The organism is Pseudomonas sp. LBUM1660 (assembly GCF_059695935.1).
Genome location: NZ_CP166795.1, coordinates 5,631,299 through 5,650,927, shown reverse-complemented (window position 1 = coordinate 5,650,927; position 19,629 = coordinate 5,631,299). Strand labels below are relative to the sequence as shown.

Here is a 19,629-nt window from a genome sequence, read left to right as displayed (position 1 = left end):
TTTGGCGGCCATTATCCGGCATTTCAGCCATAAGTCTTGCGGGCGTCTGTCGATATGTCCACACCGGGCCTTTTTAGTGGGCGATGGAGGGGTCAGTCGAGTATCAGATGCGGCAAGAACCGGCTCGAATCCTTGGTGATCAAGCTGTTGTCCTCACGCACGCCGATCCCCGCCGCTTGATCTCCGACCACCCAGGAGCCAATCAAAGTAAAGCTGTCACCAAACTGCGGCAGCGGCGCGAATTCCTGAAGGATAAACGGCGCATCGGTGTAGGGCCCGTCCTCTTTCACGATCAGACCGTCAGCGGTTTGCAACTCGATGTTTGCGCCTTCCCGCGAGAAGAACGGCTTGCGCACCCAGCCTTTCGGCACGGCTTTGCCCGGTTCGGTATCGAGGTGGGCCGCGAGCAGGTTCGGGTGACCTTTGTTGAACTCCCACAACAGCGGCAGGATGCCTTTGTTGGAAATGATGGATTTCCAGGCCGGTTCGAAAAACTGCGTATCACTCTGGGCAATCGCTGCACCAAAGGGTTCGTGGAAGATGAACTCCCAGGCGTGCAGCTTGAACAGGTGGGGAATCCAGCGGTCCTCAAGGTCGACGAAACGTCCATCACTGGTCAGGCCGATGTCTTCGATATCGATGTGGCGTGATTCGATGCCGACCTTTTCCGCCACCAGTCGCAGGTAGTCTGTGGTGCCCTTGTCTTCGACCGAGTCTTTCATCGAGGCGAAGTAGAAGGGCTGTTTGAGCTGCAATTGAGCGAAGGCCTGATGCAGTTTGGTGTCGATGCTGTTGAACTGGTCGGCGTGCTTGGGCAGCAAGCCGCGTTCGATGCATTGCTCCAGCCAACCCCACTGAAACGCCGCGGCCTCATACAGGCTGGTCGGCGTGTCGTAGTTGAGTTCCAGCAACTTGGCGGGCCCGGTGCCGTTGTAGGAGAAGTCCATGCGCCCGTACAGGTGCGGGTGGCCTTCGAGCCATGACGTGCGAATCATGTCGAAGAAAGGCGCGGGGATGCTCAGGCGTTCCAGCAGCTCCTCGCTCTGAACCACACGGGCCACCAGGTCCATGCACATCTCATGAATCTCGGTGGTCGGGTCTTCGAGATCGTTCTCGATCTGCTTGAGCGAGAACTGGTAATACGCGCTCTCGTCCCAGTAGGGCTCGTTGTCGATGGTGTGGAACAGAAAGCCAAGATTCTCGGCGGTCTGTTTCCAGTCAGCACGCTCTGCGCAATGGATCTTCTTCATGGCCCGGTTTCCTTAACTGCTCGACCCGCCGCCGCCCCAGCCGCTGCGTGCGCTGGCCTTACTGCCGAAGCCGCCACGGGAAGTGGACGAGGCCGCGGAGATCGGCTTGCTGGTAGAGGAACGGACCGAGTCGGCGTAATTGCTGCTGCCGTACCTCGCCTGATTGGACTTGGTAAACGTCGAGCCCTTTGAAATCCGCTGGTTGAGCGTTGATGAACCGTAATTTCCGCGATCATCGCGATAACGGTAAACCGGCTCGGAGTAGTAGCTGTTGCGGTTGCTGCTCAACATGTTGCCGATCAGCAGGCCGGTCAGCAGGCTGCTGGTGGAAAAGCCCGAGCCTCCACTGTTCGCCGCTTCCGAGGCGGGTAGTTGCGCCTTGGCCGCGTCCACCTGGGATTGCGTCACTTGGCCATCGGCGGTCAGTTCGAACCCGCCCAGCTTGGGGATGAACTTGCCGGTGGAGTCCTGCTGGCACCAGTCGGCGACAAAGTCGGCATCGCAATCGGCCTGGTTGTCGTACACCGGCGCTATGCGGCGGTGCTCGGTCATGGCTGTCATGTAGGCGTCTGAGCAGACATCCACCGGAAGCTTTTCATCGGCGCACTGCTGAACGGACTGGAAGTTGTACTTCTTCTGCACCGCGTAGGTTTTTTCCGTCGGCCCGCAGCCTGATATCGCCATGGCGACCGACGCTGCCAGCGAAAGCTGAACGTACTTGCTTCGTTTCATCGGGATCTCCGGGCGCAATCAGTTCTGGGAAGGGGTCATGCACGCGGCGTTCAACATGCCGACGCTGATGGCCACGGCTGCCACGTAGATGCCGGCCGCGATTTCACCTTTCTTGATGCGCTCGGAGGTGCCTTTGAGCACCAGGCTGGTCACCAGGAACGCCAGCAATTGTACGAGGGCAGCGATCACCGCCCAGACGACGAAGTCGAGGATGCTGATCGAGTAGGCAATCACATTGCTGGCCGGAATGGCGAAACCGATGATGGCGCCGCCCAAGGCAATTGCAGCCGCCACGTTGCCGGAACGGATCAGTTCGAATTCCTTGTGCGGGGTGATGCGGGTGTAGATGAACTGGAACAGCGCGAACAGAACGGCAGCGCCGAGGATGTAAGAAACAAAGCCGAACACGGCGGCTTTGTTCAACGAGATGGAGAGTGCTTCTAGCATGGACTTCTTCCTTTTTCAGAGCGTGTTCAGGTCGGTTGTGTACAGCGAGATGCCAAGCGAGGTGCTCAAACTGATGGTGCCTTCGGCGTCTTCTTCAACGGAAAACAGGAGGAATTCCCGGCGATCGGTCAGGCCGGTTTCGCGGGCGTACAGCATCGAACGGTGCTCGATACCGTAGGACTCGTCCGGATTTTTCAGCTGTTCGCTCAGCGCCACCAATTCTGTCTGGCCATCCTCGGTGCCCCATTCGCGGGTGTATTCGACGCCGTTATGGGAGTAGGTCGGCAGGCCGATCAGGCTCTGCGGACCGGCCAGTCGGCGCAGCTCCGCTTCACTGCTGATGGTGATGTAACTGAGGTAATTGAACAGGATCACCGACTCGACCTGCCCGGCGATCTCGCCGGTGGTGTGCACCTGCAGCCAGTAGTCTTCGTCGTTCATGTAATAGCGCGACAGCCAGGTCGACTGCCCGAGATCGACGGTGCCGCTGCTCCAGATCTGCTGGGAGCCCGGAATCGTCACCGTGGTATTTCCGTCGAGCAGCAATTTCAGGGTGGTGTCGAACATCACGCCCTTGCCCAATCCCAGGCCCAATGGGCCAGTGGCCGGAGGCGGGGTTTCGCTGGCGGTCCATTTCGATTCTGTCGTCGCGTTCGGGGCCTCAAGCCCCATCAACTGTTTAAACCATCCCATTGGAGATTTCCTTGAGGCGAGTGGAGGCGATGTAGAAGAGTTCGCCGCCCTCAACGCGGGTGGCGCCGGGCGGGTTGATCGACGGTTGTCGGGCGCCCTTGGCGCGATAGCCGATGAGCGTGGCGTTGTGATGTTCTTTCATCCGTGTGTACAGATCGCCAAACGTCGCTTCAAAGGCCTCGGGCAGTTTCATCAGGTATTGAGTGGCGCCTTGACCCACGCACAGCAGTTCGTTGATGACCACTGACGAGCCCGGATCCTGAGAGGCGCGCACCAGCATCTCGATGGCCATGCTTGAGGTGCATTCCAGGCTGGGTGCGTAGGCGCTGGCGAGCGCTGCGACTTCACTGTCATTGAAGTGGGCGACCACATGCCCGACAGGCTTCAGTTGATTGACCGCCAGCACGGTGGCCAGGGTCAGGTCGTCTGAATGGGTTCGCACCAGAACGCGTTCGGCACCCGGAACACCGGCGCGCAGCAACAAGGCCACGGAGGACAGGCTTTCACCTTTGATGAAGCTCGCTTTGCCCGGCATCGGGTTTTCTTCGAGGGTGCAATCGCAAATGACGATCAGGTTGTCGTTCGAGGTTTCGTCCTGAAGCAACAACTCAATGACCCGTTCGCTGGACGCGCCTTCCCAGCCGATGAGAACCGTATGGCCGACCTTGCCGGTGAAATCGCCTTTGCCCTTCATGCCTTTTCTCCATGCATCGATGACGCTGCTGGTGGTTTTGCCGATGGCTGCCGTCAGCAGCGCAATGCCCCCGAGCATGACCCAGGTGGCCACGAAAATCCGTCCCGCCGCTGTCTGCGGCGCGAGATCGCCATAGCCGACGGTGAGTGTGGTGGTCAGATAGAAGTAAGTAAACGTGGCGGGGGCGGTGAGGTGTTGTTCGCCCAGTAACACCAGGCCCAGATACGCCGTGATCAGGTGTACGCCCAAGGCAATGACCAGGCCTGCCCAGCCGAAACGGTGGAAGAGGGACGAGGCATACATGCGCAATAAAAGGAAAATCGACATTTCGTCCCTGACTCCGTGGGTACTTGTTCCTGGCGACTTCATCGCCTCGGCGTCTGAATGCGCAAGTGCGTTCAACCGGCGGCATTAAACCTGCTGCGCGGCGCCGAGAAAAGTACCTTGGCTGCAATTAATCCGGCGAGTGCACCAAACAGATGGCCTTCGAAGGAAACACCCTGGCGAGGCAGGAAGCCAAAAATCAGACCGCCGTAGAGCAGGGCCACGACGCCGGCCGTTATCAGGTTGCCCCAGCTCCTGTGGAACCAGGCGCGGGACAGGAGGTACGCCCATAGCCCGAATACCCAGCCGCTGGCGCCGATGTGTACGCCTGTAAAACCGAACAGCCAGACCAGCGAGCCGCCCAGCAGAATAATGATCGCACTGACGGCAATGAACCGGTTGAGCCCTTCGACAATGACCAGGGTGCCCAGGATCAAAAAGGCAACCAGGTTCGCGCTCAGGTGTGCAAAAGAAGCGTGCAGGAAAGGCGAAGTGATGATGCCGAGCAGTCCGTGCACGGTTCTCGGGATCAGTCCGAAGGACATAAGGCTGTAGCCGGTCGCGACGTTGAACAGTTGCAACGCGACCATGAAAAGCGCCAGGCCTGCGATTGTCTTGAAACCCTTCAGGGCATCCATCCTTGACCTCGATTCACTGAAAACTGAAACGCAATCTATTGTGGGAGCGAGCCTGCTCGCGATGGGGGAGTGTCAGTCGACATCAATGTTGTCTGACAAACCGCAATCGCTAGCAGGCTAGCTCCCACAGGTTATGCGTTCGACCCGAGAGTCGGTTATTCGGCCGATTTTTGCTTCAGGCGTTCCAGGATTGCATTGGCGCTGCCTTCGTTCGGCGTGATGCCGGCATCGCGCAGTTTGCGTTCCAGGTCAGTTCCCGTCGACGCATCGGCCAATTGGTCCTGGGCTTCCAGTTCAGCCGCGCGTTGCTGCTGCTTGGCCTGCAGGCGGTTCAATGTACCGACGGCGGTTTCCAGCTTGCCGTTGGCGCCGCCACTGGCGATCGAAGCGCTGACCTGGGCTTTCTGCACGCTTTCGCGGGCCTTGGCCATGTCCACTTGCTGGCGCAGGCTTTTGATGCGGTTTTCGGCCTTGGTGATGTCTTTGCGCATGTTTTCCGCATAGCCGCCAAATTCGGTGGCCTGCTTTTGCTCGACGTCCAGCTCGTTGGTCAGGGTCGAAATGGCTTCGGCCACTTCCAGGGCCAGGTCTTCGCGGTTGGCCTGGATGGCGGCAAGAGCCTTGGATTCCAGGTCCTTGATCTTGGCGTTGTACTCGCTGACGCGATCAGCCGACAGTTTGTGCTTGGCCATGATGGTGACCAGCTCACGCTTGGCGTTGGCCAGGGCGCTGTCAGCATCGCGAATTTCCTGGTCGAGGATGCGCAGGGCCTGTTGGTCGACGATCGATTCGCCGACTTCGTTGGCACCGCCACGCAGCGCGGTGAACAATTTGCTCCAGATGGACTGAGTCATTGGATATTTCCTGTTACCGAATAATTAATTGAAGAAACGTTCGAAGGCTTCGCTGGCGCGCTGGACGTTGTCGACCAGGGTTTTCACCTCGGTCACGATGTTCGTCAGGCTGGAGTCGGAGCTCAGGGCGCCGAACATGTTGTAGACAATCTGCCCGTTCGGCATGGACTCGATACCGATCGAGGACAGCGGGAACATTTCCCGGCTGCGCAGCACGGCGTCGTTGAAGGCCGGTACATCGTTGATGGACTCGATGTCGACCAGAACGGTATCGACGATGATCTGTTCACCCACCACCGCGATGTAAATCGGCAAGCCACCGAAGTCGTTCATTTCCAGCTTGATGCTGGACTCGGAGCCTTGAACGAGAGAAAGCGTGATGTCGTTTGAAACCACTTCGTCCAGGGCTTGAAGGGCGCTGAAGAGGCGATCGATGTTCCAGTTTGTACCTGCGCTCATGTAATTCTCCGACATGAATGAGCCAGCCAGAATCGGTTGGCGAAGCTGTTTCTCCATCTGCTTGAGCAGGCTTCGGTTTTCGGGAAGCACCCAAGTCTCGTGTTTCACATAACCGGCGGCACCCAGGCCCGCGCGCATCTGCTTCATGTAGAAGCTCGATGGTTTTTTCGCGGACGGTTTCGAGCGCTCTCCCTTGCGGCTTGCTGAATCGTTATCGAGCCCCGTGGGAGGACTCGATGGAGAGCTGCTTTTCATGGGGCTGACCTCGTTGTGAAAAACTCACGCGTGAGAAACACTACAGGCAATTTTTGCCATGCTCAATAGCTCACGCGTGAGATTTTTTGTCATACATTTTTCGCTCCACGAAAAAGGCCCGCGGCGCTCAAGCGCGGCGGGCCCTTTTTGGAATTTGATCAATACGTTACGTGGTTAGCGGTTAGCCGCCAGGAATTCGTCAGTGGAAATCACGCTCGCGTAGGCGAAACCCAGGGCCGACATGAAGGCGGCGTGAACGTGGGCGGCGGGTACCGTGACGCCGTTGAATTCCAGATCGCGTGAGGCACAGGCGTCGTGGATCACGGTGACGGTGTAGCCGAAATCAGCTGCGGCGCGGGTAATGCCGTCGACGCACATATGGCTCATGCTGCCGACGACCACCAGTTCCTCGATGCCTTGCTCGTCGAGGATCGATTTCAGTTCAGTTTCACGAAACGAGTTGACGAAGTGCTTGAGCACCACCGGCTCATCGGCACGGTTCAGAACTTTGGGGTGCAGCTTCGCGCCTTCGGAACCCGGGGTGAAGAAGGGGGCTTCTTCGGAGGTGAACTCGTGGCGGATGTGCACCACCGAATCACCGGCGTCGCGAAAGGCTTTGAGCAGACGGACGGCGTTGTCGGCAGCGGCATCTGCGCCGACCAGCGGCCACTTGCCTTGAGGGAAGTAGTCGTTTTGGATATCGACTACGATGAGTGCTTGCTTGGCCATGACTGTTTCCTCGAAATAGGTGTGTTGGGTGTGGAACGAAGTATTGGCTGTGGCGGGCCTTCCGAGGATTGGCTGCACCGACAATAGAAGGGGGAAAACTGACAATGGATGCAGAAAGGGCAATCGTCGAACTCGGCGTGCTGATTTATCCCGGCGCGCAGATGGCAGCGGTGCATGGGCTGACGGACTTGTTCGGGGTGGCGAACCGGATAGCCGCCGAGCATCAGGCCGCGCAGTTGCCGCTGCTACGGATCAGCCATTGGCAGGTTGAGGGCGAGCAGACGCCCGAGCGGGTGTACGACAGTCATCCGGGGCCAGACCGCGCCTTGGTGGCGGTGTTGATTCCGCCATCGATTGTCGGATTCTCCGAGGGCCAGGCACCCCGGGGGTTGATCCACTGGATGCGTCAGCAACATGCGCAGGGCGCGACCCTCGGCGGGGTCTGCGTGGGCTCGATTCTGCTGGCGGAAAGCGGCTTGCTCGACGGCCGCAGCGCCACCACCCACTGGACCTCGGCCAAAACCTTCGCCGAGCGTTACCCGGCAATCAAGTTAAAAGCCGATACCCCCATCGTCGACGACGGCGACCTGATCACCACCGCCGGGCTGATGGCCTGGTCCGAGCTGGGGTTGCGCCTGGTAGACCGTCTGCTCGGCCCGAGTATCGCCACCGGCACCGCGCGTTTTCTGGTGGTGGAGCACAGCGACAGCGCGAGTGAATGCGGCAGCAATTTTTCACCGATTCTCAGCCACGGCGATGCGTCGATTCTCAAGGTTCAACATTGGCTGCAAAGCACCGGGGCCACCGATGTATCGCTGACGGCGATGGCCGAGCGGGCAGGGTTGGAAGAGCGCACGTTCCTGCGCCGATTCCGCGCGGCGACCGGGTTGAAACCCACCGAGTACTGCCAGCACCTGCGGGTCGGCAAGGCGCGGGAAATGCTTGAGTTCACCAACGGCACCATCGATCACATTGCGTGGACGGTGGGGTATCACGATCCGGGCGCGTTCCGCGCGACGTTCAAGAAAATCACCGGGCTGGCGCCGAGTGATTACCGCTCACGGTTTGGCGTGACGCCCACTGCCGCCGTCGCGCGGTAGCTGAATCGACACAGCCCGCGCCCCCAGTGGATCTGAGTCAGTCGTGCAAAATGCATGGAGTTAGTACTCTGTCGTGCAGAATCAAGCAGGCCTGGAGCCATCACGCTTTCCATAACTGACTGATTTGGAAACCGTTTCATACCAGCGCTCCTTGGCTTGATCTCTGCAGCCCTCTAACGACATTCATCAAATGCAGATTGAAGGGGGACGCATGACCCCAACAAACCGCAAGAAACTGGTAGTCGCCCACTCGGTCCGCCCCGAGGCGCCCCAGCACGAAGTCGAAACCAATCGCGCGCTGGCCCGCTGGCTGGCGCAAATCCTGGGGCTCAAGTTCGGCGGCAGTTACGACCGAGAACTTCATAACGGCCGGGACCTTTATCTATTGCCGACTCAGACCTTGGTCGGCGTCGCTGCCGCCCAGGCTTTGGGCGTCACAGGGCCAGAGGATCTGTGGGGCGGTTACGTCGACCACGATTTCATCTGCACCAAAGCCATCAGCCACGGGTTGCGCAACAAAAATGCGCACGCCCCGCAAGGTTGGTCACCATTGTTTTCCGAACGCGTGCGCGACGTCGTGCTCGATGGCCTCAGCGTGTTCTCGCTCGACGATGCGCGGCCGGCCGCAGAGCATTTGCTCTACACCGGCCCGATCCGCATCAAGCCGATTCATGCCTGCGCCGGACGCGGGCAGGAAGTGATCAAAAGCCTCGACCAGTTCGACGCCGTTCTGGCGCGCCCCGATGCCAAGGCACTGTTCACTGAAGGCGTGGTGCTCGAGCAGGATCTCGACAAAGTGATCACCCACAGCGTCGGCCAGAGCTTTATCGGCGGCAAGGTGCTGAGTTATTGCGGTGATCAATACTTGACCGAAGACAGTCAGGGCGAGCAGGTTTATGGAGGTTCCAATCTGTTGGTGGTGCAGGGGTATTACGAAGACCTGCTGAAACTGGACCTGCCTGACGACGTGCAACTGGCGATCCGGCAGGCGCAAGTGTTCGACAGCGCAGCGGACGAGGCCTATCCCGGTTTCTACGCCTCGCGCCGCAACTACGACATCGCCCAAGGCCTGGACAGCAGCGGCAAACAGCGCAGCGGGGTGCTCGAACAGTCCTGGCGCATGGGCGGTGCCAGCAGTGCCGAAGTGGCCGCGTTGCAGAGCTTCGTCAACGATCCGGGGATGCGCGCGATTTGCGTGTCTTCGGTGGAAACCTACATCGACCAGCCGCTGCCGCCGGACGCCATCGAGGTGTATCGCGGGCCGGCGGAGAACAGCGATTTTCTTCTCAAGTACGTAACGGTCAAATCCTATGACGGCTAGAAGCGAAACCATTCAGATCGACATCGACGATGAACAGATGATCGGGACCTTTCTGAGCCCCAAATCGAAAGTCCCCGGCGTGTTGTTTGTGCACGGTTGGGGCGGCAGCCAGGAGCGGGACCTGGAACGGGCCAAAGGCATCGCCGGTTTGGGGTGCGTGTGCCTGACATTTGACTTGCGCGGGCACACCGGCGGGACCGGCATCCCGCTGACTCGGGTGACGCGTGAAGACAACCTGCGCGACCTGCTGGCGGCATACGACCGCTTGCTAGCCCACCCGGCACTCGACACCTCCGCCGTTGCGGTGGTCGGCACCAGTTATGGCGGTTATCTGGCCTCGATTCTGACTTCATTGCGTCCGGTGCGCTGGCTGGCGCTGCGGGTGCCGGCGTTGTATCGCGACGATCAATGGCATACGCCCAAGCGTGAACTGGACAAGGCTGATTTGCGCGATTACCGCAACACGCTGGTGCGCGCCGACAGCAATCGCGCCCTGCATGCGTGCTCGCAATTCACTGGGGATGTGCTGCTCGTGGAGTCCGAGACCGACGACTATGTGCCTCACTCGACGATCATGAGCTACCGCGCTGCGTGCCAGCAGACACATTCGCTGACGCACCGGATTATCGATGGTGCTGATCACGCGTTGAGCGAGCCGGTTTCGCAGCAGGCCTACACCTCGATTCTGGTGGACTGGATTACCGAGATGGTGGTGGGTGAGCGGTTGAGCATTATTCAATCGAAGTAGATCGGCGTTGAATTCTTCGCGGGCAAGCCTCGCTCCTACGGATTTATGTGTGTCGCAATATCGTGGTCGACGCCCAATCTGTAGGCGCGAGGCTTGCCCGCGAAAGCGTCATCAGCCTCACCAAAAATCTCAAGAAGGTTTCTTGGCAATCCGCAGCGACTTCGCCTTGGCCTCCACCACCAAATACATCACCAACGTAATCAGCAACGGCAAGATGAAATAGATCGCGCGATAAGCCAGCAATCCCGCCACCAGGCTCCCCCGCGAAGCCTCGTGCTGCAGCAACGCCACAAACACCGCCTCCAGGACCCCAAGCCCGGCAGGAATGTGGGTAATCACCCCGGCAATCGCACTGATCAACAACACGCCCAGTACCAGCGGGTAATCCAGCTTGCTCGGCAGCAACGTGAAAATCACCGCCGCCATCAGCGACCAGTTCAGCGCCCCGAGGGCCAGTTGCAGTACCGCCATGCGCAAGGACGGCAGGTTGATTTCCACCCCGCGTATCGCCCATTCCCGACGCTTGGAGAACTGGCATGCCGCCAGATACCCCGCGCTCACCAGCAGCAACAACACCCCCACACCTTGCAAGGCACCGCTGCTCAACTTCCAGCCCGGTGGCATTCTGACCATTCCGCTGCTGAACACGGCGCCCGCAATGACCATGTAGCCGAACCAGTTGGTCGCCAGGCTCAGCCCGAGGATTTTCGCGATGTTGCTTTTGCTCACGCCGAGTCGCGAATACAGGCGATATCGCATGGCAATGCCGCCGACCCAGGCACTCAGGTTGAGGTTGAAGGCGTAGCTGATGATTCCTACCGGCAGGATCTGTTTCCAGGTCAGGTCCTGGCGGATGTAGGTGCGGCCGATCAGGTCAAAACAGGCGTAGACCAGAAAACTCAACAGCGTCAGACCGGACGCAATGATCAGCGTGCGCACCTTGAAATTGGCCAGGGTGTGGAACACTTCATCCCATTCGATGCGCTGGGCAAGCATCGTCAACAGCACGATCAACGCCAGGAAAAACAGCATCGTCAGCGGTTTTTTCCAGCGATTCCAGCGTGTTTTATCTACCGGGGCGGGTGTTGCACTGTCGTCGTGAGGTGCCGAGTGCGTTTCAACGCGGTCCATGGTGGTCGCTCCCGGCGGGATGAGTGAAGGGTTTCAGACGAGGTTTATGCGCCGGCAGCCAACCGGCCCATGCCGGGAAGTGACTCAGGAAGTGAAACACCAGAAAGCCGACGGTCATGTGCCAGATCCGTCCGCGTGGTGACTTGTCCACTGACATGGCCTTGCAGTGGTTATTGCTCAGCACCTCAAGCCGTTCGAACAGATCGTGGTTGAAGGCTCGGTCGCGGATCAGCACATTGGCTTCCAGGTTCATGGACAGGCTCAAGGGGTCGAGATTGCTCGAACCGACAGTGCTCCAGTCCTCATCCACCAGGGCGACTTTGCCGTGCAAGGGACGGTCGCAATATTCGTAAATCTTGACCCCGGACTTGAGCAAATAATCGTAAGTCATGCGCGCCGCAAGTTTGGCCACCAGCATGTCCGGCTGACCTTGCAGAATCAGCCGCACGTCCACGCCACGGCGAGCGGCATTGCGGATTTCGCGCAGCAAGCGGTAACCCGGAAAGAAGTAGGCATTGGCGATTACGACGCGGCGCCGGGCACTGCGCAGCACCTGGCGGTAAACCTCTTCGATATCCGTCTGATGGTCGCCGTTGTCGCGGTACACCAGCCGAACCTGGCCGTCGTGGTCGCTGAACGCCATTTCCGAACGCCGCTGCCGGCGGCGCTGCCACCAGTACTTGGCGCGGGCCGGGCGGCCACTTTGCAGCAGCGCGAAGTGGTGAATGTCGGCCACCGCAGGGCCTTGCACTTCAACGGAGTAATCCTGCTTGGCCTCGGGGCCGAAGTCGGCCAGGTGGTCGGCGGAAAAGTTGATCCCGCCGATGAACGCAATCGTACCGTCCACCACCACGATCTTGCGGTGCAGACGGCGGAACCAGTTGGTGCGGATGCCCAGGTGCTTGGGTGCAGGATCGAACATTTGCAGGCGCACGCCGGCCTGGCTCAACGCAGTGAGGTACCCGTTGCTCAACTCGCCGCAGCCAAACCCGTCGAGACTGGCGCTGACCCGCACACCGCGTTGGGCGGCTTCGATCAGCACTTGTTGCAGCTCATTGCCGACCTTGTCTTCGAACACAATGAAGGTTTCCAGGAGGATTTCAGTCTTGGCCTGGCGCATGGCCTCGAACACCCGCGGGAAATAGGCTTCGCCGTTTTCCAGCATTGCCACAAGATTGTTGCCCTGCCAGCCGTATTCGACGTCGACCACGCCGGGTTCACGCACCGGAGGGGTGGTGGACAGGTGTTCAACGGATTTTTCCATCGGGGCGCTGCTCATAGCTCGATCTCCACCGATAGCGGTGCGTGGTCGGAAAGGTGTGACCAGGGGCGCGCCGCCAGCACTTGTGGACGGCTGGCCTTGAGGTTGCGCACATAGATGCGGTCCAGGCGTAACGCCGGCAACCGCGCTGGAAAACTGCGCGCTGGTTTACCCAGATGCTCGGCAAACACCTCGCGCAGGCCACAGGGTTTGAGCAATGCATCGGCCCGCAGGCGCCAATCGTTGAAATCGCCGGCGACAATCACCGGGGCGTCGGCCGGAAGGTCTTCGAGGCGCCGCGCCAGCAACTTCAGCTGCTCCGTCCGGTGGCTTTCACGCAGCCCCAGATGCACGCAAATGGCGTGCACTTCACGGCCATCGCCCGGCAGGCGAAGCACGCAGTGCAGGAGGCCGCGGTTCTCATGGCCGCTGATCGAGACGTCGAGGTTCTCATGGCGAATGATCTGGAATTTCGACAACAGCGCATTACCGTGATCACCCGCGGGGTACACCGCGTTGCGACCGTAGGCAAACTGCGGCCACAGGGTGTCCGCGAGGAATTCGTATTGCGGCATCGTCGGCCAGTTGCTGTAACGCTGCGGATGATGCTCGTGGGTGCCGTGGACTTCCTGCAAAAACACCACATCGGCAGACACGCTGCGCACCGCTTCGCGCAATTCCGGCAGGATGAAGCGCCGGTTGAGCGCGGTGAAACCCTTGTGGGTATTGACCGTCAGCACGGTGAAACGGCGCACGGCGGTGATGATGGATTGCTGTTCGTCGGTACGGCCGACCGGTTCGGAAATGCTCATGACAGCACGCCTTCGGCGACTGGTTCACCGGGACAGGTGGCTTTGACGCTGAACATGAAGTCCGCTGGGGTTTCGGCATGCCACTGGGCATAACGTTCAGGCCGTTGCAGGGCATAAAACGATCCATTGATTTCGATGCTGTTGACCGCCCGTGACGCGAATTCCAGTTCGCACTTCTGGGTCAGCCCCTTCGGGTAGAAACCTCCCCACCAGGGTGTGTAGCACCAGCCTGAAATACCGATGTGAATCGTCGCCATGTCGCCTCCCGTCTAATGGTCCTCGGTTACCCCTGTCTTTTGATGACCGTGGGGCAACCGAGAAAGTTTCGACGGGGCTACGGATGGTCTGCGCTCCGGAAAACAACACCGACCTACTGTGGGAGCGGGCTTGCTCGCGAAGAGGGAGTGTCAGTCGACATTAATGCCGCTGACACACCGCTTTCGCGAGCAAGCCCGCTCCCACAGGGTTTAGTGTCCGGCGACGATGCGGGTTGAGCTCTCGGCGTAGACCGGGCCGAGTCGATCAAGGCGCCCACTCCACGCGGTCAGACCCAGCGCCACCAACACCACCAGTCCGCCAATCCACGCCGTGTGGATCAAACCCATATGCGCAACGATCAAGCCACCACCCCACGCACCACCGGCGATGCCGAGGTTGAACGCCGCGATGTTCAGTCCCGACGCCACGTCCACCGCGTGCGGGGTGTGATGCTCGGCCTGACGCACCACATACACTTGCAGCCCCGGCACGTTACCGAATGCCACTGCGCCCCAGACCAGCACGGTGGCCAGCGCCAGCCATGGGTTGCCGGCGGTAAAGGTCAGCACGAATAGCACGGCAGCGAGTAGGGCGAAGATGATTTTCAGGGCGCTGATCGGGCCGCGCTTGTCGGCCAGTTTGCCGCCCCAGATGTTGCCGACCGCCACCGAGATGCCGTAGACCAGCAACACCAGGCTGACAGTGCCGGCGCTGAAACCGGAAATGTCCTGAAGAATCGGCGCCAGGAAGGTGAAAGCGATAAACGAACCGCCGTAACCCACTGCGGTCATGGCGTACACCAGCAGCAGGCGCGGCTGCTTGAGCACCTGCAATTGCTGCAAGAGCGAAGCGGGTTTGCTGTGGGCGATGTTTTTCGGCACGTAGAGCAGGCTGCCGATAAAGGCGATCACACCCAATGCGGACACGGCGAGGAAGGTTTCACGCCAGCCAAAATGCTGACCGATGAAGGTCCCCAACGGCACACCGGTGACCAGCGCCACGGTGAGGCCGGTGAACATGATAGCGATCGCGCTGGCGGCTTTTTCCTTCGGCACCAGGCTGGTGGCGATGGTTGAGCCAATCGAGAAAAACACCCCGTGGGCGAGGCCGGTGACGATCCGCGCCAGGATCAGCGATTCATAGCTTGGGGCTTTCCACGCCAGCAGATTGCCAAGGGTGAACAGCACCATCAGTGACAACAGCAGCAATTTACGCGGGACCTTGCCGGTGAGGGCGGTCAGCACCGGGGCGCCGATGGCAACACCCAGGGCGTAGAGGCTGACCAGCAGGCCGGCGGACGGCAGGTTGACGCCGAGGTCAGCGCCGATGGTAGGTAACAGGCCAACGATGACGAACTCGGTCGTCCCGATGGCGAAGGCGCTGAGGGTCAGCGCGAGCAAGGCAATGGGCATGACTGCAACTCCGGTGGGTTTGATTGATGGAGCGCAGTGTCGGGGTTTGGGTTGTGCGGAAAAATAGAGGGGTGGGCATTTGATATTTGCGTGCAGATCAAATATCGACAGAGCACTACAAAACCCTGTGGGAGCGGGCTTGCCCGCGAATTGGCCAGCAGCTTCACCATACTTGTTGACTGACACACCGCTTTCGCGGGCAAGCCCGCTCCCACAGGGACCTGTGTTGTAGGTTATATGCGGGCAAAACCGAACTTGCCCGCCATTTCCCGATCAGTTCCTTACAGACCCTTCCCAAGGAGCTTCCCGTTTTGCTCAAGTTCAAGGCCGCGATACTGCTGGGGGCGTTGCTGTTTCTTGGCAGCAACGAGTTGGAAGCCGTCACGCTGCCGGGTGTTCCCGCGGCTGCCGAGGAGCCTGCCAAGCCTGAACCGCTGGTGCAGGGTGGTCTGCTCGGGGCCATCAGCTCCAGCATCGACGACGTTCAGGACAAGCTCGACCTCAACGAAAACCTGGTCGACGCCTGGCGCCTGCGGGCCGATCGGGCGGCGAATGAGGTGGACAAACTGGTCAATCGACCCTCGAGCCGTTCAGGCTGGAGCGTGATTGGCGACTTCCTGATGTTGTCCGGCGTCTGGCTCGGCAGCTTTGCCTTGCTCACCGTGCTTGGCGGGATCCTCGCCAAACGCTTGAATCAGGGCCGCTTTCTGCGAAGCCGTCAGCGTAGCCAGGATTTACTCAACTATGTGTTGCCTTACACGCTACCGGCCCTGATCTGTCTGCCGTTGACCCTCTATGTCAGCCATTTCCTGCCTGCCTCGGTGGGCCGTGCGCTGGCGCTGTGTTTCGCCTACGCCACCAGCAGCGGCATTTTCTCGACCTCGATGCTGCTCTGCGTCATCGTCATGTTCAACACCGGCCACAAGCGCACCGCGGTGCAGATCATCCGCGACTACTGCCCCCGGCCGCTGTTCCTGATCGGCTTCCTCGCCGCGCTCAGCGATGCGTTGACCAGCCCGCAGATCGCCCGGCAACTGGGCGGCAACATCACCAGCAGCGCTGCTGTGCTCACCGGCTTTTTCGTCTCGATCATCTTCGGCTTATTGGTGATTCGACTGAGGCGCCCAGTGGCGCATCTGATCCGTAACCGCCCCCTGGCCCAGCGCCTCAAACAGCCGTCGCTGCAAGAATCCCTGCGGATCTTTTCCGGGCTCTGGTACTGGCCGATCCTGCTGATGGTGATGGTCTCGGCGATCAACCTGCTCGGCGTCGGCGATGACAATCAGAAAGCCCTGCGCTGTGCGTTGTTCACCACCATCCTGCTGATCGCCACGGTGTTTCTCAGCACGATTTTCCAGCACATGTTCAAGTCACGCCAAGTCGCAGCGATCCAGCACAGCAGCGCCTACAAAGAGCGTTTTCTCAGTCTGCTGCATGCGTTGCTGCGAATCATCATGGCCGTTGCCTTCATCGAAATCCTCGGGCGGATATGGGGCGTGTCGCTGTTCGAATTTGCCGAGCAAAACTCGGTAGGGCGGGCGATCAGTGAGTCGTTGAGCAGCATGGGGCTGATCTTTCTGGTGACCTGGTTGCTGTGGGTGGTGCTGGATACAGCGATCCAGGAAGCGCTGAAACCACCGGTCAACAAACGCACGACGCAGCCGAGTACGCGGGTCAAAACGATCCTGCCGCTGCTGCGCAATGCGATCAAAATCATCTTGGTGGTGATCTGTGCGATTACCACCATGGCCAATCTGGGGATCAACGTCGCGCCGTTACTGGCCGGTGCCGGGGTGGTCGGCCTGGCCATCGGTTTCGGTTCGCAGCAATTGGTGCAGGACGTGATCACCGGGTTGTTCATCATCATCGAAGACACGCTGTCGATCGGCGACTGGGTGGTGCTCGACTCCGGCCATGCCGGTACGGTCGAGGGCCTGACCATCCGCACCTTGCGCCTGCGTGACGGCAAAGGCTTTGTGCACTCGGTGCCGTTCGGCCAGATCAAAGCGGTGACTAACCAATCACGGCAATTCGCTTATGCGTTTTTCTCGGTGCAGTTCACCTACGACACCGATGTCGACAAAGCGATTGAGTTGATTCGCGAGGCGGGGGATTCGATCCGTGAGGACGCATTTCTCAAGTACAACCTGCAAGGGCCGCTGGATGTGTTTGGCGTCGACAAAATGGACCTCAACGGCGTGGTGCTGACGGCGCAGTTCCGCACGGTGTCAGGTGGACAATATGCGGTGAGCCGGGCGTTTAACCAGCGGTTGAAGAAGCTTGTGGATAACAGCCCGTGGGTGCATTTTGCGCAGACTTATCCACAGCAGGTTTTGATGCCGAGGCAGGCGATGAGCGGACCGGAAGACGAGGGGCTGGCGCCTGAGAGTTCGCCGGTGTTGCTGCCGGAGCAGCCGCGTACTCAATGATTTTGTGTTGTTGCTCATGGCCTCATCGCGGGCTTGCTCGCTAAGGGGCCGAAACAGGCACTACAAATCCCGTAGATCTACACTTTACGGATGACGGTTGCGCACTAAACCCGCAAAATGCAACGATTCCGGCAACTATCAACGACATCGCCCATGGGCGCTGTCGATAAAGCCATCGTTCCAATCAGACTGGGCCTGCTGACTCTATGCGAATGCGCCTTATGTTACTGGGCGGCGGAAATGCCCTTGGGCAGGCGCTGATTCGCCTCGGTGCGGAGGAAGACATCGGTTTCCTCGCCCCCCGCCCACCGCAAGACGGCTGGGATGCCGCGAGCCTGACGCAACTGCTCGACGACACCCGCCCGGACGCGCTGATCAATCTCGCCTACTACTTCGACTGGTTTCAGGCGGAGACAGTGAGTGAACAGCGTCTGGCCGGGCAGGAACGGGCGGTCGAGCGTCTGGCCGAACTGTGCCAGCACCACAACATCGTGCTGCTGCAACCGTCGAGCTATCGGGTGTTCGACGGTTCCCGGGCGACCGCCTACAGCGAAAAAGACGAACCGGTGCCGTTGGGCTTGCGCGGTCAGGCCTTGTGGCGGATCGAACAAAGCGTGCGCGCCACCTGCCCGCAACATGTGCTGCTGCGATTCGGCTGGCTGCTCGATGACAGCCCCGACGGCACCCTCGGGCGGTTCCTCGGTCGCGCCGAACAGCCGGAGGAATTGCTGATGGCCGACGACCGCCGGGGCAACCCGACACCGGTCGACGACGCGGCGCGGGTGATCATTTCGGTGCTCAAGCAACTCGATTGCTCAGCGCCGCTGTGGGGCACCTACCATTACGCCGGGCATGAGGCGACCACGCCGCTGGCGCTGGGTCAGGCGATCCTGACCGAAGCCCGCAGCCTGCACCCGCTGGCCATCGAAGCGCCGACCGCCCAGGCTCACGCCGCGCGCCCGGACGCCGCCGAAGAGCCGCAACACGCGGTGCTGGCCTGCAAGAAAATTCTGCACACTTTCGGGATCAAGCCCCGCGCCTGGCGCGCGGCACTCCCGGGCTTACTGGATAGGTTTTATCGCCATGGCTGACGGCCCTGTTTTAATCACCGGCGGCGCCGGTTTCATCGGCTCGCACCTGACCGATGCCTTGCTCACCAAGGGGCATTCGGTGCGCATTCTCGATGACCTGTCCACTGGCAAACGCAGTAACCTGCCGCTGGACAATCCCAGGGTCGAACTGATGGTGGGCGACGTCGCCGATGCTGCGCTGGTGGCCCAGGCCATGGTCGGTTGCAGCGCCGTGGCGCATCTGGCGGCGGTGGCCTCGGTGCAGGCCTCGGTGGACGATCCGGTGAAGACCCACCGGAGCAATTTCATCGGTTCGCTGAATGTCTGCGAAGCCATGCGTCAGGCCGGTGTCAAGCGCGTGCTGTACGCCTCCAGCGCCGCGGTCTACGGCAACAATGGCGAAGGTGAGTCGATCGATGAAGAGACGCCCAAGGCGCCGCTGACGCCGTATGCGTCGGACAAGTTGGCCAGCGAGTATTACTTCGATTTCTACCGTCGCCAGCATGCCCTGGAGCCGGTGATTTTCCGCTTCTTCAACATTTTCGGCCCGCGCCAGGATCCGTCCTCACCGTATTCCGGCGTGATCAGTATTTTCAGCGAGCGCGCGCAGAAGGGCCTGCCGATCACCGTGTTTGGCGATGGCGAGCAGACACGCGATTTCGTCTACGTCGAGGACTTGGTGGGCTTGCTGGTGCAAGCCATCGAGCAACCTCAGGTCGACGTCGGCGCGGTCAATGTCGGCTGGAATCAGGCGACTTCCCTCAAGCAAATGCTTGGAGCACTGGAGGTGGTGGTCGGTCAATTGCCCCCGGTGAGTTATGGCCCGGCACGCTCCGGTGACATCCGCCACTCGCGTGCGAACAATCGGCGGTTGTTGGAGCGCTTTACTTTTCCGGAGCAGACACCGATGAGTGTCGGGCTTGCGCGGTTGTTGGAACGCTGAGATTTTCGCAGTCATGAAAAAGGCGCCTTTCGAGGCGCCTTTTTTCGTTCTCCTACACCCTTACGGCTG

The 19,629-nt window shown here is 60.1% G+C and carries 19 protein-coding genes and 1 pseudogene; 6 read left to right on the top strand and 14 right to left on the bottom strand.

The features are described 5' to 3' along the window. Positions 1-92: 92 nt before the first annotated feature. From ACA068_RS26255 to ACA068_RS26215, 9 genes are all read right to left on the bottom strand, one after another. Positions 93-1,250: a glutathionylspermidine synthase family protein gene (locus tag ACA068_RS26255; protein ID WP_497305841.1), complete on the bottom strand. Its 1,158-nt coding sequence runs from the start codon at positions 1,248-1,250 to the stop codon at positions 93-95. A gap of 12 nt (positions 1,251-1,262) precedes the next feature. Further along, positions 1,263-1,982, bottom strand: a complete 720-nt coding sequence (locus tag ACA068_RS26250) for a DUF1190 domain-containing protein (protein WP_497305839.1) — start codon at positions 1,980-1,982, stop codon at positions 1,263-1,265. A gap of 18 nt (positions 1,983-2,000) precedes the next feature. Beyond that, entirely contained in the window at positions 2,001-2,429 is a 429-nt protein-coding gene (locus ACA068_RS26245) for a DUF350 domain-containing protein (protein ID WP_010467290.1), read from the bottom strand. Positions 2,430-2,444: 15 nt separating this feature from the next. Beyond that, positions 2,445-3,122 (bottom strand): DUF2491 family protein, encoded by a 678-nt coding sequence (locus tag ACA068_RS26240; RefSeq protein WP_497305837.1) that lies wholly within the window; start codon positions 3,120-3,122, stop codon positions 2,445-2,447. After that, positions 3,109-4,143 carry an ion channel gene (locus ACA068_RS26235; protein ID WP_109635242.1) on the bottom strand — a complete coding sequence of 345 codons (1,035 nt, stop codon included), beginning with the start codon at positions 4,141-4,143 and terminating at the stop codon, positions 3,109-3,111. The genes ACA068_RS26240 and ACA068_RS26235 overlap by 14 nt, the downstream gene beginning before the upstream one ends. Before the next feature lie 71 nt (positions 4,144-4,214). Next, complete coding sequence (locus ACA068_RS26230; RefSeq protein WP_497305834.1) at positions 4,215-4,778, bottom strand: rhomboid family intramembrane serine protease; 564 nt, start codon at positions 4,776-4,778, stop codon at positions 4,215-4,217. Positions 4,779-4,933: 155 nt separating this feature from the next. Beyond that, positions 4,934-5,632: a PspA/IM30 family protein gene (locus ACA068_RS26225; RefSeq protein ID WP_497305832.1), complete on the bottom strand. Its 699-nt coding sequence runs from the start codon at positions 5,630-5,632 to the stop codon at positions 4,934-4,936. 24 nt (positions 5,633-5,656) lie between these two features. Then, positions 5,657-6,238: a YjfI family protein gene (locus ACA068_RS26220; RefSeq protein ID WP_010467297.1), complete on the bottom strand. Its 582-nt coding sequence runs from the start codon at positions 6,236-6,238 to the stop codon at positions 5,657-5,659. 282 nt (positions 6,239-6,520) lie between these two features. After that, positions 6,521-7,075 (bottom strand): cysteine hydrolase family protein, encoded by a 555-nt coding sequence (locus tag ACA068_RS26215; protein WP_497305830.1) that lies wholly within the window; start codon positions 7,073-7,075, stop codon positions 6,521-6,523. A gap of 104 nt (positions 7,076-7,179) precedes the next feature. Here ACA068_RS26215 and ACA068_RS26210 point away from each other — a divergent pair, with 104 nt between their 5' ends. The 3 genes from ACA068_RS26210 (at position 7,180) to ACA068_RS26200 (ending at position 10,244) form a co-directional block, all read left to right on the top strand. Beyond that, the gene (locus ACA068_RS26210) at positions 7,180-8,175 is read left to right on the top strand and encodes a GlxA family transcriptional regulator (RefSeq protein ID WP_497305828.1); all 996 of its coding nucleotides are present in this window, start codon (positions 7,180-7,182) and stop codon (positions 8,173-8,175) included. A 211-nt stretch (positions 8,176-8,386) separates the two neighbouring features. Next, positions 8,387-9,496, top strand: coding sequence for a DUF3182 family protein (locus tag ACA068_RS26205; protein ID WP_497305826.1), 1,110 nt, complete (start codon positions 8,387-8,389; stop codon positions 9,494-9,496). Beyond that, entirely contained in the window at positions 9,486-10,244 is a 759-nt protein-coding gene (locus tag ACA068_RS26200) for an alpha/beta hydrolase family protein (RefSeq protein WP_497305824.1), read from the top strand. Before ACA068_RS26205 ends, ACA068_RS26200 begins: the two co-directional genes overlap by 11 nt. Before the next feature lie 129 nt (positions 10,245-10,373). Here the strand turns inward: ACA068_RS26200 and ACA068_RS26195 are convergent, their stop codons facing one another. From ACA068_RS26195 to ACA068_RS26175, 5 genes and pseudogenes are all read right to left on the bottom strand, one after another. Continuing rightward, positions 10,374-11,375, bottom strand: coding sequence for a lysylphosphatidylglycerol synthase domain-containing protein (locus ACA068_RS26195; RefSeq protein ID WP_497305822.1), 1,002 nt, complete (start codon positions 11,373-11,375; stop codon positions 10,374-10,376). Continuing rightward, positions 11,362-12,654 (bottom strand): cardiolipin synthase ClsB, encoded by a 1,293-nt coding sequence (clsB, locus tag ACA068_RS26190; RefSeq protein ID WP_497305821.1) that lies wholly within the window; start codon positions 12,652-12,654, stop codon positions 11,362-11,364. Before clsB ends, ACA068_RS26195 begins: the two co-directional genes overlap by 14 nt. Beyond that, a complete protein-coding gene (locus ACA068_RS26185) occupies positions 12,651-13,448 on the bottom strand; it encodes an endonuclease/exonuclease/phosphatase family protein (protein WP_497305819.1) in 798 nt (265 codons plus the stop codon). Before ACA068_RS26185 ends, clsB begins: the two co-directional genes overlap by 4 nt. A 38-nt stretch (positions 13,449-13,486) precedes the next feature. Next, positions 13,487-13,705, bottom strand: a pseudogene (locus tag ACA068_RS26180) (DUF72 domain-containing protein); the annotation flags it as partial. A 210-nt stretch (positions 13,706-13,915) separates the two neighbouring features. Then, positions 13,916-15,118 (bottom strand): MFS transporter, encoded by a 1,203-nt coding sequence (locus tag ACA068_RS26175; RefSeq protein WP_497305817.1) that lies wholly within the window; start codon positions 15,116-15,118, stop codon positions 13,916-13,918. A gap of 311 nt (positions 15,119-15,429) precedes the next feature. Between ACA068_RS26175 and ACA068_RS26170 the strand changes: the two genes are divergently transcribed. The 3 genes from ACA068_RS26170 (at position 15,430) to pgnE (ending at position 19,560) form a co-directional block, all read left to right on the top strand. Further along, complete coding sequence (locus ACA068_RS26170; protein WP_497305815.1) at positions 15,430-17,547, top strand: mechanosensitive ion channel family protein; 2,118 nt, start codon at positions 15,430-15,432, stop codon at positions 17,545-17,547. Positions 17,548-17,753: 206 nt separating this feature from the next. Next, a complete protein-coding gene (locus ACA068_RS26165; RefSeq protein WP_497305813.1) occupies positions 17,754-18,638 on the top strand; it encodes a sugar nucleotide-binding protein in 885 nt (294 codons plus the stop codon). Continuing rightward, positions 18,631-19,560 (top strand): UDP-N-acetylglucosamine epimerase PgnE, encoded by a 930-nt coding sequence (gene pgnE, locus ACA068_RS26160; protein WP_497305811.1) that lies wholly within the window; start codon positions 18,631-18,633, stop codon positions 19,558-19,560. Before ACA068_RS26165 ends, pgnE begins: the two co-directional genes overlap by 8 nt. The last annotated feature ends 69 nt before the right edge of the window (positions 19,561-19,629 follow it).

Bases quoted from the DNA above. Each gene is read 5' to 3' on its own strand.
- ACA068_RS26225 (WP_497305832.1), bottom strand. From the start codon at position 5,632: ATGACTCAGTCCATCTGGAGCAAATTGTTCACCGCGCTGCGTGGCGGT.
- ACA068_RS26235 (WP_109635242.1), bottom strand. From the start codon at position 4,143: ATGTCGATTTTCCTTTTATTGCGCATGTATGCCTCGTCCCTCTTCCAC.
- ACA068_RS26185 (WP_497305819.1), bottom strand. From the start codon at position 13,448: ATGAGCATTTCCGAACCGGTCGGCCGTACCGACGAACAGCAATCCATC.
- ACA068_RS26250 (WP_497305839.1), bottom strand. From the start codon at position 1,982: ATGAAACGAAGCAAGTACGTTCAGCTTTCGCTGGCAGCGTCGGTCGCC.
- ACA068_RS26240 (WP_497305837.1), bottom strand. From the start codon at position 3,122: ATGGGATGGTTTAAACAGTTGATGGGGCTTGAGGCCCCGAACGCGACG.
- ACA068_RS26195 (WP_497305822.1), bottom strand. From the start codon at position 11,375: ATGGACCGCGTTGAAACGCACTCGGCACCTCACGACGACAGTGCAACA.
- ACA068_RS26200 (WP_497305824.1), top strand. From the start codon at position 9,486: ATGACGGCTAGAAGCGAAACCATTCAGATCGACATCGACGATGAACAG.
- ACA068_RS26210 (WP_497305828.1), top strand. From the start codon at position 7,180: ATGGATGCAGAAAGGGCAATCGTCGAACTCGGCGTGCTGATTTATCCC.
- clsB (WP_497305821.1), bottom strand. From the start codon at position 12,654: ATGAGCAGCGCCCCGATGGAAAAATCCGTTGAACACCTGTCCACCACC.
- ACA068_RS26205 (WP_497305826.1), top strand. From the start codon at position 8,387: ATGACCCCAACAAACCGCAAGAAACTGGTAGTCGCCCACTCGGTCCGC.
- ACA068_RS26165 (WP_497305813.1), top strand. From the start codon at position 17,754: ATGCGAATGCGCCTTATGTTACTGGGCGGCGGAAATGCCCTTGGGCAG.
- ACA068_RS26245 (WP_010467290.1), bottom strand. From the start codon at position 2,429: ATGCTAGAAGCACTCTCCATCTCGTTGAACAAAGCCGCCGTGTTCGGC.
- ACA068_RS26220 (WP_010467297.1), bottom strand. From the start codon at position 6,238: ATGAAGCAGATGCGCGCGGGCCTGGGTGCCGCCGGTTATGTGAAACAC.
- ACA068_RS26255 (WP_497305841.1), bottom strand. From the start codon at position 1,250: ATGAAGAAGATCCATTGCGCAGAGCGTGCTGACTGGAAACAGACCGCC.
- ACA068_RS26230 (WP_497305834.1), bottom strand. From the start codon at position 4,778: ATGGATGCCCTGAAGGGTTTCAAGACAATCGCAGGCCTGGCGCTTTTC.
- ACA068_RS26175 (WP_497305817.1), bottom strand. From the start codon at position 15,118: ATGCCCATTGCCTTGCTCGCGCTGACCCTCAGCGCCTTCGCCATCGGG.
- ACA068_RS26215 (WP_497305830.1), bottom strand. From the start codon at position 7,075: ATGGCCAAGCAAGCACTCATCGTAGTCGATATCCAAAACGACTACTTC.
- pgnE (WP_497305811.1), top strand. From the start codon at position 18,631: ATGGCTGACGGCCCTGTTTTAATCACCGGCGGCGCCGGTTTCATCGGC.